At 63.7% G+C, this 15,663-nt stretch carries 15 protein-coding genes and 1 tRNA gene; 10 read left to right on the top strand and 6 right to left on the bottom strand.

The genetic code is table 11. The features are described 5' to 3' along the window. Window positions 1-86: 86 nt before the first annotated feature. From QUH67_RS17510 to QUH67_RS17525, 4 genes are all read right to left on the bottom strand, one after another. Window positions 87-290, bottom strand: coding sequence for a hypothetical protein (locus tag QUH67_RS17510; RefSeq protein ID WP_300947906.1), 204 nt, complete (start codon window positions 288-290; stop codon window positions 87-89). A 256-nt stretch (window positions 291-546) separates the two neighbouring features. Further along, window positions 547-622, bottom strand: a tRNA-Lys gene (locus QUH67_RS17515). A 144-nt stretch (window positions 623-766) separates the two neighbouring features. After that, window positions 767-3,592: a glycosyltransferase gene (locus tag QUH67_RS17520; RefSeq protein ID WP_300947908.1), complete on the bottom strand. Its 2,826-nt coding sequence runs from the start codon at window positions 3,590-3,592 to the stop codon at window positions 767-769. Between the two features lie 238 nt (window positions 3,593-3,830). Then, window positions 3,831-4,403 (bottom strand): beta-1-3, beta-1-6-glucan biosynthesis protein, encoded by a 573-nt coding sequence (locus QUH67_RS17525; protein ID WP_300948080.1) that lies wholly within the window; start codon window positions 4,401-4,403, stop codon window positions 3,831-3,833. A gap of 248 nt (window positions 4,404-4,651) precedes the next feature. Between QUH67_RS17525 and QUH67_RS17530 the strand changes: the two genes are divergently transcribed. Further along, the gene (locus QUH67_RS17530) at window positions 4,652-6,277 is read left to right on the top strand and encodes a glycoside hydrolase family 17 protein (protein WP_300947909.1); all 1,626 of its coding nucleotides are present in this window, start codon (window positions 4,652-4,654) and stop codon (window positions 6,275-6,277) included. Here the strand turns inward: QUH67_RS17530 and QUH67_RS17535 are convergent. Both QUH67_RS17535 and QUH67_RS17540 read right to left on the bottom strand, forming a co-directional pair. Further along, window positions 6,237-6,617: a hypothetical protein gene (locus QUH67_RS17535; protein ID WP_300947910.1), complete on the bottom strand. Its 381-nt coding sequence runs from the start codon at window positions 6,615-6,617 to the stop codon at window positions 6,237-6,239. The two genes, QUH67_RS17530 and QUH67_RS17535, sit on opposite strands and share 41 nt — an antisense overlap. A gap of 96 nt (window positions 6,618-6,713) precedes the next feature. Next, window positions 6,714-8,009 (bottom strand): hypothetical protein, encoded by a 1,296-nt coding sequence (locus QUH67_RS17540; protein ID WP_300947911.1) that lies wholly within the window; start codon window positions 8,007-8,009, stop codon window positions 6,714-6,716. 231 nt (window positions 8,010-8,240) lie between these two features. On the opposite strand from QUH67_RS17540, the gene glmU reads away from it, so the two are divergent. The 9 genes from glmU to QUH67_RS17585 all read left to right on the top strand — a co-directional run bounded on the left by glmU (window position 8,241) and on the right by QUH67_RS17585 (window position 15,656). Continuing rightward, complete coding sequence (glmU, locus tag QUH67_RS17545; protein ID WP_300947912.1) at window positions 8,241-9,596, top strand: bifunctional UDP-N-acetylglucosamine diphosphorylase/glucosamine-1-phosphate N-acetyltransferase GlmU; 1,356 nt, start codon at window positions 8,241-8,243, stop codon at window positions 9,594-9,596. A 170-nt stretch (window positions 9,597-9,766) separates the two neighbouring features. Then, on the top strand, window positions 9,767-10,021 hold the full coding sequence (locus tag QUH67_RS17550; protein WP_300947913.1) for a hypothetical protein: 255 nt from the start codon (window positions 9,767-9,769) through the stop codon (window positions 10,019-10,021). Window positions 10,022-10,210: 189 nt separating this feature from the next. Next, window positions 10,211-10,741 (top strand): dihydrofolate reductase family protein, encoded by a 531-nt coding sequence (locus QUH67_RS17555; RefSeq protein WP_300947914.1) that lies wholly within the window; start codon window positions 10,211-10,213, stop codon window positions 10,739-10,741. 143 nt (window positions 10,742-10,884) lie between these two features. Further along, a complete protein-coding gene (locus QUH67_RS17560; protein WP_300947915.1) occupies window positions 10,885-11,535 on the top strand; it encodes a PEPxxWA-CTERM sorting domain-containing protein in 651 nt (216 codons plus the stop codon). A 154-nt stretch (window positions 11,536-11,689) separates the two neighbouring features. Beyond that, a complete protein-coding gene (locus QUH67_RS17565; RefSeq protein ID WP_300947916.1) occupies window positions 11,690-11,932 on the top strand; it encodes a hypothetical protein in 243 nt (80 codons plus the stop codon). Window positions 11,933-12,238: 306 nt separating this feature from the next. Then, on the top strand, window positions 12,239-14,065 hold the full coding sequence (glmS, locus tag QUH67_RS17570; RefSeq protein WP_300940046.1) for a glutamine--fructose-6-phosphate transaminase (isomerizing): 1,827 nt from the start codon (window positions 12,239-12,241) through the stop codon (window positions 14,063-14,065). A gap of 250 nt (window positions 14,066-14,315) precedes the next feature. After that, complete coding sequence (locus tag QUH67_RS17575; RefSeq protein WP_300940047.1) at window positions 14,316-15,095, top strand: DUF502 domain-containing protein; 780 nt, start codon at window positions 14,316-14,318, stop codon at window positions 15,093-15,095. A 43-nt stretch (window positions 15,096-15,138) separates the two neighbouring features. Beyond that, window positions 15,139-15,369 carry a hypothetical protein gene (locus QUH67_RS17580; protein WP_300940048.1) on the top strand — a complete coding sequence of 77 codons (231 nt, stop codon included), beginning with the start codon at window positions 15,139-15,141 and terminating at the stop codon, window positions 15,367-15,369. Continuing rightward, window positions 15,366-15,656 (top strand): type II toxin-antitoxin system RelE/ParE family toxin, encoded by a 291-nt coding sequence (locus QUH67_RS17585; protein ID WP_300940049.1) that lies wholly within the window; start codon window positions 15,366-15,368, stop codon window positions 15,654-15,656. The genes QUH67_RS17580 and QUH67_RS17585 overlap by 4 nt, the downstream gene beginning before the upstream one ends. Window positions 15,657-15,663: the final 7 nt, after the last annotated feature.

Raw genomic sequence — 15,663 nt, forward strand, 5'->3', positions numbered from 1 at the left:
TGACTGTGCACTCAACTCCAGTGAGAGCGTCATGCACCGTCACCATAAGTGGGCCGCCGAAGTCGGCCATGGAGTCCGCTATTGCATCACTTGGCGTAGCCCTGAGCGCGGAGCCAAGCGATCTTACGGTCTCCGTTCATCCACTCGTCGATCTCGGTCTTGCTGGCGAACCCCGCGATCTCGCGTGGATCGGTGCCAGGGCAGTCCGCCTGGATCGTCCAGTTGTCGTCGGCGATCCGGACGGGTTTAAATGCCACTTTTGCTTTTGCCATGCGCTCTATGTAGGCCATCGGATGGAAATTGATAGTACCGCGGTGTGGCGCAAGGCGCGTTCGAGGGCGCCTTGGGTGGGGCCTGATTGCAGGCGCCTGCAATTGATTTCGTTCACGCTCGCCGGCAACTGCAATGTTTGACGTTAGGCATGCGGCGCGCGCACCTGGGGACCAGTAAAGCCGACCAACCCATGACACCGGCTCGGCACGAGGTCGTCACCCTGTCTCAGGTACGTTCTGTTACCCATGTGTCCGGGCTGGACAAGACATCTCATGGTGAGCGCGGAGGGACTCGAACCCTCGACCCCATGATTAAAAGTCACGTGCTCTACCGCCTGAGCTACGCGCTCACTTGCCGCGCTGTGTAGGGGGCTCACCCCTGCGGGTCAATAGTGCCGCCGCGACAAAAGCGGCATTGCCTCGGCCCGAATTGTCTATATGCCGGATGCGCTTAGCCGGGCCTGTTGAGGCCCGGCGGGGGCGATCCTGCAACGTCAGTTGGCCTCGCGGCGGATTTCCGAGGCCACCGGCTGGGACTGGCTGGTGACCGCCGGCAGACGCACCGGGCGCAGCCCGATCAGTTCCGCCGTCCGCACCGCGCTGTAGCGCCAGAAGGCGAAGGAATTGACGCGGGAGTTTTCCAGAAGCGCGATCGCGACCGCGGCGAGGAAGGGGAGGCTCTGCAGCATCAGCACGCCCGCGAAGATGTAGATCTCACGCACCTGCTTGTAGCCGTTGGTGACGATCAGCACGGCGGCGCCGACCAGCAGCAGCACGCCGATCACGGCCTCCCAGAACGCCTGGAATTCGATCGACATCCGCGACAGGCCGCCCTTGGAGGTACGGGCAAAGGCGATGTGCTCGGTGATCAGGCCCTGCGCCACGGCGCGACATACCGTCCACTGCACGCTCATCGCCGCGATCATGGCGCCGAGCATCTGGCCGGCCTTGATCTTCACCCGCAGGCGATAGAGCGCCAGGAAGTGGGCCAGCGAGACGATGAAGGAGGCGATGATCGGCAGCGTCAGGATCTTGTCGGGCACCGCGATGTCGGCGAACGCGACGATCGGCACCCAGATGATGTTGAGAATAGCCACCACGACGCCGAGGCTTTCGGCGCCCAGCCAGTTCAGCCAGCCGAGCGAGAATTCGCGGCGCTGGTCCGGGGTCAGCCGGCTCGCGCCGGGCAGGAAGCGCCGCCAGTGCTTCTTGACGATCTGCAGGCCGCCATAGGCCCAGCGGTGGCGCTGCTTCTTGAACGCTTCATAAGTGTCGGGCAGCAGGCCTTCGCCATAACGCACATTGGTGTAGTGCGTCAGCCAGCCCTGCTGCTGGATGGTCAGGCCGAGATCGGTGTCCTCGCAGATGGTGTCGGAGGACCAGCCGCCGGCCATGTCCATCGCGGCGCGGCGGATCAGGCACATCGTGCCGTGCACGATGATGGCGTTGTGCTCGTTGCGCTGGACCATGCCGATGTCGAAGAACCCGGCATATTCGCCGTTCATGATGTAGTGCATCAGCGAGAGGTCGCCGTCGCGATGCTCCTGCGGCGCCTGCACCAGGCCGACGCGCGGGTCGGCGAACGCCGGCACGAGGTCCTTCAGCCAGTCCGGATGCACGACATAGTCGGCATCGATGATGCCGATGATCTCGGCGTCGGCGGCGGTGCGTTCCATGGCGATGCGCAACGCGCCGGCCTTGAAGCCCTGCACCTTCTCGGCGTTGATGAACTTGAAGCGTTCGCCGAGCGCGCGGCAGTGGTCCTGGATCGGCTGCCAGAAGTCAGGATCGGGCGTGTTGTTGATGATGCAGACGCATTCGAAATTGGGATAGTCGAGCTTCGCGACCGCATCCAGCGTCTGCTTCAGCATCTCGACCGGCTCGAAATAGGCGGGGATGTGGATCGAGACCTTCGGGAAGGTGATGTTCTCGCCGATGGTGGCGGGCGCCAGCGGCGCGCTCCTGGTGATCAGCCGGCGCGGGCCGCGCCCGAAGGCGACCGCTGCGATTTCGTCGATGCGGGCCAGGGCGATCAGCACCAGCGGCACCAGCAGGATCAGGCCGAGCGTCAGCGCAAAGGCCGAGCCGAACACGAAATAGTGCCCCGCCCAATAGGCGAACACGGTAGCGGCCCAGGCGCCGACGCCGTTGGCCGCCGCGGCAAGCACCAGCGCCTGCATGGCAGTCGCCTGCTGGATCCGCAGGATCGGCAGCGACATCAGGATGCCGACCAGCAGCGCGATCGCCGCCAGCTTCCAGTAGTTCTCGTTCACGATCGGGCCGGTCCACGAGAACTTGGGTTCGCGGGATGCGTCGAGAATGCCCCAATAGGGTCCGACGCCGCCTTCGAAGAATTTCCAGGGCTGATCGATCGCCTCGACGATGTTGTAGTCCATTCCGATGGCTTCGGCGCGGGTCACGAAGTTGCGCAGCACCGAGGCCTGCTCGAACCGACCCGGGTCGGCATTGCGCAGATTGTACCCGGCGCTCGGCCAGCCGAATTCGGCGATCACGATCCGCTTTCCCGGAAACTGATCGCGCAGCAATTGGTACATGGCGACCGACTGGTCGACGGCCTGCTTGGAGGTAAAATTTTCCCAATAAGGAAGTACGTGGGCGCCGATGAAATCGGCGGAGTTTGCGAGTTGAGGATGATCGCGCCAGATGTTCCAGATCTCGCCGGTCGTCACGGGCACGTTGACGGATTTCTTGATCCGCTGAATCAGCTTGCCGAGCCGGTAGACATTGTTCTCCGCAAGCGCCCATTTCAAAGCTTCGGCCCGCCTGTCTTCGGGCTGCGCTTCGGCTTCCCGAACGCGCTGGTTCTCCTCGTTCAGGATCCGCGCGGCCTCCGCGGGTTCGATCCCGGTTTCGGATATCGGCCCGAGGTTCTCCAGCGGAACCGCTTCACCGCGGTACACGGTTTCGTTGCCGACCACGACCCCGATGACATTGCTGTTGCGCCGAGCCAGGTTGATGACGGCCTCGATCTCGCGCTTGTTGCGATCCTTGTCTTTGTCGATCCAGGCGCCGACGGTGACCTTGACACCGAATTCCGCGGCAATCGGCGGCACCAGCTCGTTGCCTTCCGTCGAGGAGTACAGGCGGATCGCTCGCGTGAGGGTCGAGAGTTTCTTCAGGTCGGCGCGAACCTTCTCGGCGTCGCCGTCGGCGACGGTGTGACCCGGTTCAAACGGCGCGTAGGAGAGGCTGGGCAGGATGCCCCTGAAATCGGGAGCCGGCTGCTTTTCCTGGAACAGGCCCCACAGCCCGGCGTGAGCCGCAGTTACAAACAGCAGAACGGCGACGACGGCACGCATCGAGGTAAACCATACGGGGCAGCGATTTGAGGTAAGCGAACCCGTCCCCAAGGTTCGACCGACACGGCGGCGACGTAAAGAATAGTCCTGCCCTGTGAATTCACAACTGGTATGACGCCGTGGCCTTTTTAAGGTTGAATTTTTTCGAGGTCGGCGTTTTCAGGGCGCGGCCAATTCTGCCGCCGCATAACGCATAGATAGAATCGTTCCGCTGAACGTATCCTGAATACGGGGCAGCTTATTTTGCTGGCGGGACGGGGCTGGCGCTCGGAGCCGGTGCGGGCGAAGCGGCCGGAGCCGGCGCGGGGGTGCCGGCAGCCGCAGGCGCCGGGCTGGCCGCCGCGGCGGCCTGGGGCTGGGTGCCCGGATTGATCCAGCAGGCGTGCACCTTGTCGTCCAGGCTCCTCGGCACCTTGTCGTCGATCTGTCCGCCAAAGCGGGTCAGGCAGCGGAAGGTCGCCTGGACATGGCCGCCCGGGCAGCCGAACCGGTCGTAAAGATCGAGGTGGCGGAACGCGGTATCGAGGTCGTCGCGCCACATCAGGCGGACCACGCGACGGCCGAGCCAGACGCATTCGGGATTGCCGCCCGGGCCGTTGATGGCCTGGGCCGCCTCGACGAATTCGTCGGTCTTGCGCTGGTTTTCCTTGTTGGCGTCAGCGGCATTGGCGGCCGGCTGCTTGGACTGATCCTGGGGATTGGGGGTTCCACTCTGGGCCAATGCGCCGGCCGATCCGATCAGCAGCGCCAGGCCGGCAGCGGCGAAACCCCTCAAAACTGCAACTCTAGGATCAAGCATCCGTCGACGCATACATTCCCCGATTAAGTTTCCGGCCGCGCGGCCGGCGTGATGGTCTGGCTTGTTGCCGCCCAAATTGGTCCCGAATGCGGCGGACAGGCCTGACAATCCACATGCCCAGTATTTTGGATATTGTCCAGCAAAGTCACAACTTTATCAATGTAGTGGTGAAACTGCCGCAGGCGGCGCGGCGGAATAGGGGTACGGTGCGTCTTGGCAGAACGCCGTCGAACGGGTAATCGACGGGCCCCGCCCGGAGGATGGAACCGATTTCTCTTCGTACGCCGCTGGCGCTTCTCCTGTCATCGCTTGGGTTGATCGCGGCGCTGTGGTGGTGGCTGGCCACGCCGATCACGCTGTCGCGCGCGCCGATTGATCCGAGCGCCAAGCTCCAATGCGTGTCCTACGCGCCGTTCCGCGGCGCGCAGACGCCGCTGGTCCCGACCACGCAGATCTCGCCGGAGCAGATCGCGCAGGATCTGGCGCAACTTGCCAAGATCACCGATTGCGTGCGGACCTACTCGATCGAGAACGGGCTCGACCAGGTTCCGGCGCTCGCCGCCAAGGTCGGGCTGAAGGTGATCCAGGGCATCTGGCTCTCCAGCAACCGGATCAAGAACCTTGCCCAGATGGCGATCGCGGTCGAACTGACCAAGGAGCATCCAGGCACCGTCACCGCGCTGGTGGTCGGCAACGAAGTGCTGCTGCGCGGCGAGATGACGTCGTCGGATCTCGCGGCCAACATCCGATCGGTCAAATCGCGGGTCACCGTGCCTGTGACCTACGCCGACGTCTGGGAATTCTGGCTGCGCAACCGCGAGGTCTATGACGCCGTCGATTTCGTCACCATCCACATTCTGCCGTACTGGGAAGACATCCCGGTGCGCGCAAAGTTCGCCGCCGGCCATGTCGACGACATCCGCAAGCGGATGGCGGTGGCGTTCCCGAACAAGGAAATTCTGATCGGCGAGACCGGCTGGCCGAGCGCGGGCCGGATGCGCGAGGGCGCGCTGCCGTCGCGCACCAACCAGGCGCGCGTGGTGTCTGACATTCTCGATCTCGCCAAACGCGAAAAGTTTCGCGTCAACCTGATCGAGGCCTACGACCAGCCGTGGAAGCGCCAGCTCGAAGGCACCGTCGGCGGCTATTGGGGCCTGATCGACGACATCAAGCGCGCGGTGAAATATCCCGCCGGCGAGCCGATCAGCAATTATCCGTCCTGGAAGCTGCAGATGGGATGCGGCATGGCGCTCAGCGTCTTCGTGTTCCTCGCGGGATGGCTGACGTTGCGGCGGCGGCCATGGAAGCCGGGGGTGGCGGCCTGGGTCGTGGTCGGTATGTCGGCGACGACGGCCGGCATGCTGCTCGGGATCGCCGCCGACAAGATGTATGACGAGAGCTACGGCGCCGGCGGCTGGCTGCAATGGGGCGTGCTGCTGGCGGCCGGGATCGCCTCGCCCTTGCTGTGCGCGAATGCGGCGATGTCGGGACGGCCGCTGCCGACATTCCTCGAACTGCTCGGACCGCGCGACTACCGCGCCAATTCAGTATTGGCGGCGCTGCTGGGATTCGTTCTTGTCGTCACCACGCTGATCGCTGCGGAAACCGCGCTCGGATTTACGTTCGATCCGCGCTATCGCGATTTTCCGTTCGCCTCGCTCACCATGGCGGTGCTGCCGTTCGCGTCGCTGATGCTGCTCAACCGGCCGAAGGAGGGCGTGCGTCCGATCGCCGAATCCACCTTCGCGGGCCTGTTGGTCGTGGCCGCGCTGTTCATGGGCGTCAACGAGGGCAACCAGAACTGGCAGGCGATGTGGACCTGCGCGGTCTATTTGCTGCTGGCGCTCACGCTGTGGCGGGCGCGGGCCGTGCAAATCCCAAAATGAGCAGGCCGATCGCGATTCCCGACAGCGCGATATTGTAGAGCACGATCCCGAATCCCGCCGCGACCAGCCCGAGCGTCAGCAGCACGATCGACGGCCGCATGACATGGAGCACCGCAATGATCAGCGCGGCGACGCCGAACACCGAATTCTTGAACAGATAGGTCGCGAGCGTGCGCATCTTGCAAAGCATGCTCTGCAGGCCGGCGTCGCAGGCCAGCGCCACGGTCGAGAACTCGACCGCGAGATAGCGCAGGTACAGCGCGTAGCCGACGGTGACGAAGCCGACCACCAGCAGGAACTGGACTTGATACGGCGTGAGCCGGAACGGGGATTTTTTCATGCGGGCAATATGGTCGGGATTGGCGGCGGGGACAAGCGCTTGGCCATGCAGGCGATGCGTGAAAAAAATTCGGCGTAACGCACTGGCATTGCGAGATTATTGCGTGCCCTTCCGGTTCAAGATGGTCGATAGCGTGGCCTGCGTGGTCGCCGGTGGCGCTTCCGGCTTCTTTGCGACCTCCTCGACGACCGCGGCCCGCTTGGCGACGCCGCGGCGGCGAGTGGCCGGCTTGGCGGCGGCGGGCGCGGGCTCGTCGGCCTTCAGCGACAGCCGCTGGCCGTCAAAAATCGTGGTTTCGCAGGGCCGTTTGTTTTCGGTCAAGACGGCGCAGATCTTCGCGGCGGCGCCGGCGTCGTTCAACGGACCGGCAACCAGATGAAGCTGCATGCCGAGGCCCTTGTTGCTCTCCCTGACGACGATGATCGGGCGCAACGGCGCCAGCGGCGCGTTCGATCGCGACTTCAACAGCCCGAGCCAGAGCATGCGCAGCCCGTTGACGGAATTGGCGGTACCGAGGTCGACGCCGAACTCGGTTCGCTGCAATGACGCCTTTGGCGTGCCGTCGTCGTCGGCTTCCGTATCGTTGGCCGATGGCGCGGCCGCGATGACGTCGGGGATCGGGCTCACGATCACGTGGCCTTGCGCCTTGCCCAGTTCGACCAGCTTGCCGGCCGCCGGATCGGGCGGGGCCATCATCAATTGCGCCGCCGCCAATGTCGTGAAGGGTGAAGGTTTTACAGGCTCCGCCCTGGCGGTGTCTGTTTTTGCCGGTTCCGTTTTGGCGGTCTCCGGTTTGGTCGTTTCCGGTTTCGCCGTTTCCGTCTTCACTGCTTCCTTCACGGCTTCCTTGGCGCCATCCGCCTTGGCGGCATCGGCCTTCGCGGCCTCCCTGGCCGGAGGCTCGGTCGCGACGTTCACCGGCTTGTCGGAGGCCGGGGCGGTCGTGACGGCGGAGACGGCCGGCGAGGGCGGGTGTGGGGCGGCCTGCGGTTCCGATCGCGCGGAACCCTGCCTGGCGACCGCGCCGGTGACGGAATCGAGCCCTTGTTCCAGGCCGGTGACACGGGAATACAGCCGGTCGCGATCGCCGTTGAGCGTCTCGATGGCGGCCGCGAGCCGCCGCGCCTCATTCTGGGTTTCGCGCGCAAACATCTGAATTTGCTGCGTCTGCCGGGCCATGTCGGCGACGGAGATCTGTTCGCGCTTGAACCCGAGCGACGACTGGTTGGCCATCACGGCCACGACGACCGCGGCGGTCGCGCCGACGCCCCAGGATGCGATCCGCCACAGCGTGCGGCTATCGAACGAATCCTCATCCGCCAGCAGCTTGCCCAGCACGCCAGCCGTGTCATCCGTCTCCAGGTCCGCAAGATGGTCTGGTTTCTTGGCCAAGCGCCCTTGGCCCTCCTCAAGGCCTTCCGAATCACAGGCCAAACATTAACAGGAAAAGCGCCATCTACTTGAATTGGGCGGTTTGCGGGCGGCTTTCCGGTTTGATCTCCGGGGGAAAACAATCAAAGCGGGCAGAAAGCCGTCCGGTCCGCACTTTTCGGCTTGGCCGGGGGGCTTGTCCCGCCCATCAACCTCTGTCTACCTCGACGCGATGACACTGCGAGGACCCGAATGACTGCCCGATCCAGCCTCACTGTCGTGCTCGCGGCCGGCGAGGGCACGCGGATGCGCTCCTCGCTGCCGAAAGTGCTGCACCCGATCGCCGGCCGGCCGCTGCTGGCGCATGTGCTGGACGCCGCCCCGCAGGAAGCCGGCGCCGCGCTGGCGGTGGTGGTCGGGCCGGACCACACGGCGGTGGCCGACGAGGTCAAGCGGGTGCGTCCGGATGCGTCGACCTACGTCCAGGCCGAGCGCCTCGGCACCGCGCATGCGGTGCTGGCCGCCCGCGAAGCGATCGCGCGCGGCGCGGACGATTTGCTGGTGGCGTTCGGCGACACGCCCCTCATCTCGTCCGAAACGTTCGCCCGGCTGCGTGCGCCGCTGGAAAAGGGCGCCGCACTCGCCGTGCTCGGCTTCCGCGCCGCCGATCCCACCGGCTATGGACGGCTGCTGCGCGAGGGCGGCCACCTCATCGCGATCCGCGAACACGCCGATGCTTCGGAAGACGAGCGCAAGGTGACGCTGTGCAATGCCGGCGTGATGGCGTTCGACGGCCGCAAGGCGCTGACCATTCTCGACCGGATCGGCAACGCCAACAGCAAGGGCGAATATTATCTGGTCGATGCGGTCAGCATTGTCAGGGAAATGGGAGGGGAGGCCGTCGTGATCGAGACCAGCGAGGACGAAGTGCGCGGCATCAACACCAAGGCCCAGCTCGCCGAGGCCGAAGCCGTGATGCAGGCGCGGCTGCGCAAGGCCGCGCTCGACGCCGGCGTGACGCTGATCGCGCCGGAGACGGTGCACCTTGCCGCCGACACCATTTTCGGCCGCGACGTCACCATCGAGCCCTATGTCGTGATCGGCCCCGGCGTCAGCATCGCCGATGGTGCGGTGATCCATTCCTTCTCGCACATCGTGCAGGCCTCGATCGGCAGAGGCGCCTCCGTCGGCCCCTATGCCCGTCTGCGCCCCGGCACCGCGCTCGGCGACGGCGTACGGATCGGCAATTTCGTGGAAACAAAGGCTGCGACCATCGAGGCCGGCGCCAAGGTCAACCATCTGTCCTATGTCGGCGACGCCCATGTCGGCGCCAACGCCAACCTCGGCGCCGGCACCATCACCTGCAACTATGATGGCTTCTTCAAGCACAAGACGCTGATCGGCGAAGGCGCCTTCGTCGGCACCAACTCCTCGCTGGTGGCGCCGGTGAAGATCGGCAAGGGCGCGTATGTCGGCTCGGGCTCGGTGATCACGAAGGATGTGCCTGACGATGCGATGGCGGTGGAACGCAGCCCGCAGAGCAATCGCGAGGGCGGGGCGAAACGGTATCGCGAGATGAAGATGCGGGCGAAGAAGGGGAAGGAATGAGGGGTGAGCGCAGCGCGGCCAGGCCACCGTATCATCGCGTCCGCCCGAGGGCGAATATGATGAGAGCTATTCTGGCGATGCTGGCCGTGGTCTTGAGCGCGCACGCGGCTCGGGCCGAAATGTGTAGCCGCGTCGGGACATACAAGCTGTCGTATGACGCTGACTGGCCCATGTACATTTCCATCAGGGCCGGAGCTACCTGTGAAGCGACGTTCGGAAGTTATGGTGGAGGCAACCTGACGTTCAAGCGGTTGCTGCTTGTTGCGCCGCCGGCCCGTGGGAAGATCAGGCTCAGGGAAGGCGGCTATTACATCTACACCGCACCTTCCAGCCAGGGCTCCGACAAGTTCACGCTTCGGGTTTGCGGCACACAAAACAATAGCCCCGGCTGCGCCACGCTCAACTATTCGGTGACGGTGAAGTGAGACGTATCGAAGGACCATATGCGACGGTGCATTCAACTGGCCTTCGCTACCGGTAAGTTAAGTGGGCTGTCACTGTGACGAAGACTTTTCTGACAAGGCCATGGCGGCAAGCGGGTCGCCGGATCTAGCGCGCATCATCTTTTCTGTGCATCGGCAACCTCGGGAGAGATCGCAAGGAGAACATCCGATATGGCAAAGCTCGTCTTTGCATTGAACCAGTCGCTGGACGGCTATGTCGACCACACGGCATTTGCGCCCGATCCCGTGCTGTTTCGTCATTTCGTCGACGATGTGAGCGGTCTCGCCGGCACCGTGTACGGCCGTCGCATGTATGCGGTGATGCGGTATTGGGACGAGGATCATGCCGAGTGGGACGAGGCAGAACGCGACTATGCGGCGGCGTGGCGGCGCCAGCCGAAATGGGTCGTGTCGCGGTCGTTGAAGTCGGTCGGCCCGAACGCCACGTTGGTAGCGAATGATGTCGAGGCGACGATACGAGGGTTGAAAGCGCAACGCGACGGGGTGATGGAAGTTTCAGGCCCAGCGTTGGCGGCAAGCCTGGGCAGCCTCGGCCTGGTGGATGAGTATCAATTATACATCCACCCCGTCGTGCTCGGCGGCGGCAAGCCGCTGTTCGCCGGCCCGCGGCCCCGGCTGCGCCTGGTGGCGAGCGATCCTATCGGCGCGGACGTGATCAGGTTGACCTACGTTCCGGCATAACCGCACCGGTCTTAACAGGGCGACCTGATCGCGGAACATGGGCTGTCATAAAACCTTGTTGATAATGACGCGCCATTGACGCGATCGGCGATCAACTCTCCCGGCAAGCGGCGACGCCGCTATGCAGCAGGAGATTTCGTTCGATGAATAAGGTTTTCCGCATTCTGGCGGCGCTCGGGTTCGTGTGCGTCGCCGGTTCGGCTCACGCCGCCGTCCTCACTGAAAACTTCGATAGTCCGAACTTCGCCGACTGGCAAAGCGGCTGGTTCGGCCAGAACAGCAATGCCAAGCCCTTCTTCTCCAACCCGAACGATCGCGGCAACAACGTCACAGGCCTGACCATCTATGACGGTAACATCGACGATGGCCGCGCGGTCAATATATTCTTCAATGCCGCATTCGCGGCGACCATCACCAATTTCTCGTTCGACATGCTGAATTACACCAGCGGTCTCGATCAGCTGCTCGAAGTGTTCGACAGGGACGGCAATACGCTGTTCGGCACGGTATTGCCCGTGGTGGCGCAGGATCCGTCGGCTGATAACGGCAGCAACAACGGCTACGATTTCGGGGACAGCAAATACACCCGCTACAGCGTGGACTCGACCAATGGAATCGGCGGCTTCCGCATCCGGCCGTTCGGCTCCGAAGGCAATGTCTCGATCGATGACCTCAGCGCAACCATCGCTGCCGTTCCGGAACCGTCCACCTGGGCGATGATGATCCTCGGCTTCGCCGGCGTCGGCTACATGACCTATCGCCGCCGCAAGCCGACCGCGCTCACCGCGGTCTGATCATTCAGCCCCGACCAGATGCCATCGACAGGCCGCCTAAGGGCGGCCTTTGAGCGTCTGGCGCTGGTTCCTGGTCTTGCCGGCGCAATCCATCGTCAGGAACGTCTTTCTCCCTGGCCCGTTGTCATGGACCAACAACGCAAAGGAGACATTGATGAAGAAGCTTGTCGCAGTTGCCGCCTTCACGCTGATGTGTGGTTCGGCCTTCGCCCAAAATACCGGTGCGCCGGCAGCCGCCCAGAACGACATGAACAAGCCCGGCATGAATACCATGGATAAGGGCTCGATGAGCGGCACGTCAGGCATGTCCAACAATTCGACGTCCAAGAACGATCCGAAGAAGGAAATGTCGAAGGACGGTTCGCCGGCTGCCGGCAGCAAGGAAATGAAGAAGTAGTCGCGGCACAACACCGCAAGAAAGCTGCGCCGTCAACGTGATGGCGCGGCTATCTCTCTCGGAGCCGGCGAGGCGGCGGTGACTAGGCAAAACGTACCTCAATTCGCTGTATCTTTGTATCTTTCGTTCGCTGTATCTTTTTGCCCGCGGATACGCGCGGTTACTCCCCATTCAGGCGATCCGATAAGCCTTCCGCTTAAGACTGTCTCAATACGCAACAATTATTGAGTATCTGTCAGCCGGCATTTCTCGTTAAGAGGAGCGCGGGTCGCGACGCGCTATGGTCGCTTTGGGGAATTGAACCGCATGTGCGGCATTGTCGGCATTTTGGGACGCGCTCCGGTCGCGGAGCAACTGGTTGATTCGCTCAAGCGGCTTGAATATCGCGGCTATGATTCGGCCGGTGTCGCCACGCTGGAAGGCGGGCGCCTGACGCGCCGCCGCGCCGAGGGCAAGCTGAAGAACCTGGAAAAGCGGCTCGATGCCGAACCGCTGCAGGGCCACACCGGCATCGGCCACACCCGCTGGGCCACCCACGGCAAGCCGACCGAGAACAACGCCCATCCGCACGCCACCGAACGCGTCGCCGTGGTTCACAACGGCATCATCGAGAATTTTCGCGAGCTGCGTGCGGCGCTCGAAAAGAAGGGCGCTGAGTTCAAGACCGAAACCGACACCGAGATCGTGCTGCACCTGGTCGACAATCTGCTGCAGCAGGGCATCAAGCCGGTCGAGGCGGTGAGGGCGGCGCTGTCGGAGCTGCGCGGCGCGTTCGCGCTTGGCTTCATCTTCGCCGGCGACGACGATCTGATGATCGGCGCCCGCAACGGCCCGCCGCTCGCGATCGGCCACGGCGACGGCGAGATGTACCTGGGATCGGACGCGATCGCGCTGGGGCCGTTTACCGATACGATCAGCTATCTCGAAGACGGCGACTGGGTGGTGCTGACGCACAAGGGTGCGACCATCTACGACAAGGACAACGCCATCGTGCACCGCGAGGCGGTCAAGCACTCGGCCTCGACCTCGCTGGTCGACAAGGCCAACTACCGCCACTTCATGGCCAAGGAAATCCACGAGCAGCCCGAAGTGGTCGGGCACACGTTGGCGCGCTATGTCGACATGGCGACCGAGCGGGTGATGCTCCCGGTCAAGCTGCCGTTCGACTTCAAGGACATCCAGCGCATTTCGATCACGGCCTGCGGCACCGCGAGCTATGCCGGCTACGTCGCAAAGTACTGGTTCGAGCGCTTCGCTCGCGTGCCGGTCGAGGTCGACGTCGCCTCCGAATTCCGCTACCGCGAGGCGCCGCTGCGCAAGGGCGATCTGGCGATCTTCATTTCGCAGTCCGGCGAGACCGCCGACACGCTGGCCGCTTTGCGCTACGCCAAGGGCGAGGGCGTCCACACCCTCTCCGTAGTCAACGTGCCGACCTCGACGATTGCGCGCGAAAGCGACACCGTGCTGCAGACGCTGGCCGGCCCCGAAATCGGCGTCGCCTCGACGAAAGCGTTCACCTGCCAGCTGATGGTGCTGGCAGCACTCGCCGTCGCCGCCGGCAAGGCGCGCGGTGAATTGTCCGACGACGACGAACAGAAACTCATCCACGGCCTCGTCGAGGTGCCGCGGCTGATGGCGGCCGCGCTGACCTCCGAGCCGCAGATCGAGAAGCTCGCGCGCGAGCTCTCGAAATCCAAGGATGTGCTCTACCTCGGCCGCGGCACCAGCTATCCGCTGGCGCTGGAAGGCGCGCTGAAGCTGAAGGAAATCTCCTACATTCACGCCGAGGGCTATGCGGCCGGTGAACTCAAGCACGGGCCGATCGCGCTGATCGACGAGAATATGCCCGTGGTGGTCATCGCGCCGTACGACCGCGTGTTCGAAAAAACCGTCTCCAACATGCAGGAAGTCGCGGCCCGCGGCGGCAACATCATCCTGATGACCGACGCCAAGGGCGCGGCGGAAGCCACCATCGAATCGCTCGTCACCATCGTGCTGCCCGACATGGCGCCGGCGTTCACCCCGCTGGTCTACGCCGTTCCGGTACAGCTGTTGGCCTACCATACCGCCGTGGTGATGGGGACCGACGTCGACCAGCCGCGAAACCTCGCCAAATCGGTCACGGTCGAATAGAGCGTTTTCCAGCGAAGTGGATCCCGGTTCGCGTTAAGAAAACGCGTCGAAATGGAGAATCTGGAGCTCCGTTTCGATACAATCGAAACGGAAAAGGCTCCAGTCAAGTCGCTTGGCTGTCACGCTGGCCCTTCAAAAACCTGCTAGGATGGCTTAGCTGGGAGAGAGGTGCGATCGGCAAAACCGGACCCCGGTTTGGCGTCCGACCGCGCCCGAATGTCGAGCCCGGCTGCCCTGACCTGGAACCCCGATGAACCGCGAAGACCTGCCCCCGACCGAGCTTCCCGACGAACCGCTGCTGGACGAACCGCATACCGGGCTGATGGCCCGTTTCCGGAACTATTTTTTGACCGGACTGATTGTCGCAGGGCCGGTCGCGATTACGTTTTACCTGACCTGGTGGTTCGTAAACTGGGTGGACGGCATCGTCCGTCCGTTCGTGCCCATGGCCTACCGGCCCGAAACCTATCTGCCGTTCGGTCTGCCCGGTTCGGGCCTGATCGTCGCGGTGGTCGCGTTGACGCTGCTCGGCTTCCTCGCCGCCAATTTGATCGGGCGGACCCTGGTCGATCTCGGTGAGCGGCTGCTCGGCCGCATGCCCGTGGTGCGCGCGATCTATCGCGGCCTCAAGCAGGTGTTCGAGACGCTGTTCTCCGGCAAGGGCTCGAGTTTTCGCAAGGTCGGCCTGGTGGAGTTTCCCTCGCCGGGCATGTGGTCGATCGTCCTGATCTCGCAGTCGCCCAGCGTGAACATTGCCGCCAGATTGCCCGGGGAGGAGGAGCACATCTCGGTGTTCCTGCCCTGCGCGCCGAACCCGACCACCGGATTCTTCTTCTACGTGCCCCGAAGCAAGGTCCTCGAAGTCGAGATGAGCACCGAGGACGCCGCGACGCTGATCATGTCGGCCGGCGTGGTGCAGCCCGGCTCCGACCCGCAGAAACGCAACGCCGCCGCACTCGCCGGCATGGCCAACGCTGCGCGGGTGGCAAATTCGGCCGCGCTGCAGCCGGCGAAGGTGAAGGCGGAGTAGGTTCGCTGTGGCGAACCCACGTGGATCTCGCTATGGTTGAGCCATGAGCCCGAAAGCAAAAGCATTGCTTGAGCAGGTGCAATCCTGGCCGGACGAGGATGTGCAGGAATTGGCTGACGTCGCCCGCGAAATCGAGTCGCGGCGCAGTGGCGTGTACCAACTATCGGACGAAGAGCGGGTCGCGGTCCGCGCCGGAATGGACGCCGCACGACGAGGTGATTTTGCCGCTGACGATGAAATAGAGGCGCTTTACCGTTTGCACGATCGTGCATGAAGGTTCGCTTTACCCGTCCGGCACAGCGTGATCTCGTTCGAATCCACGCATATGTCAGCCAGGAAAGTCCGGAAGTCGCCTCTCGCCTTGTCGCGCGGCTCATCGAGCGGTCGCGACAACTCGCCGAAAGCCCTCTCGAAGGCAGGGCGACGGATGAGCCGAATACGCGCGTCATCGTCGCTCCCCGCCTGCGCTATTTCATCTTTTACTCAATCGTCGCCGACGAGATACACATCACCCACATACGGCATACGTCGCGCCGCCGTCCACCTGGCTGGAATCGATAGAGGCGGT

This window comes from Bradyrhizobium roseum (genome assembly GCF_030413175.1).
In the GTDB taxonomy this organism is placed as follows: domain Bacteria; phylum Pseudomonadota; class Alphaproteobacteria; order Rhizobiales; family Xanthobacteraceae; genus Bradyrhizobium; species Bradyrhizobium roseum.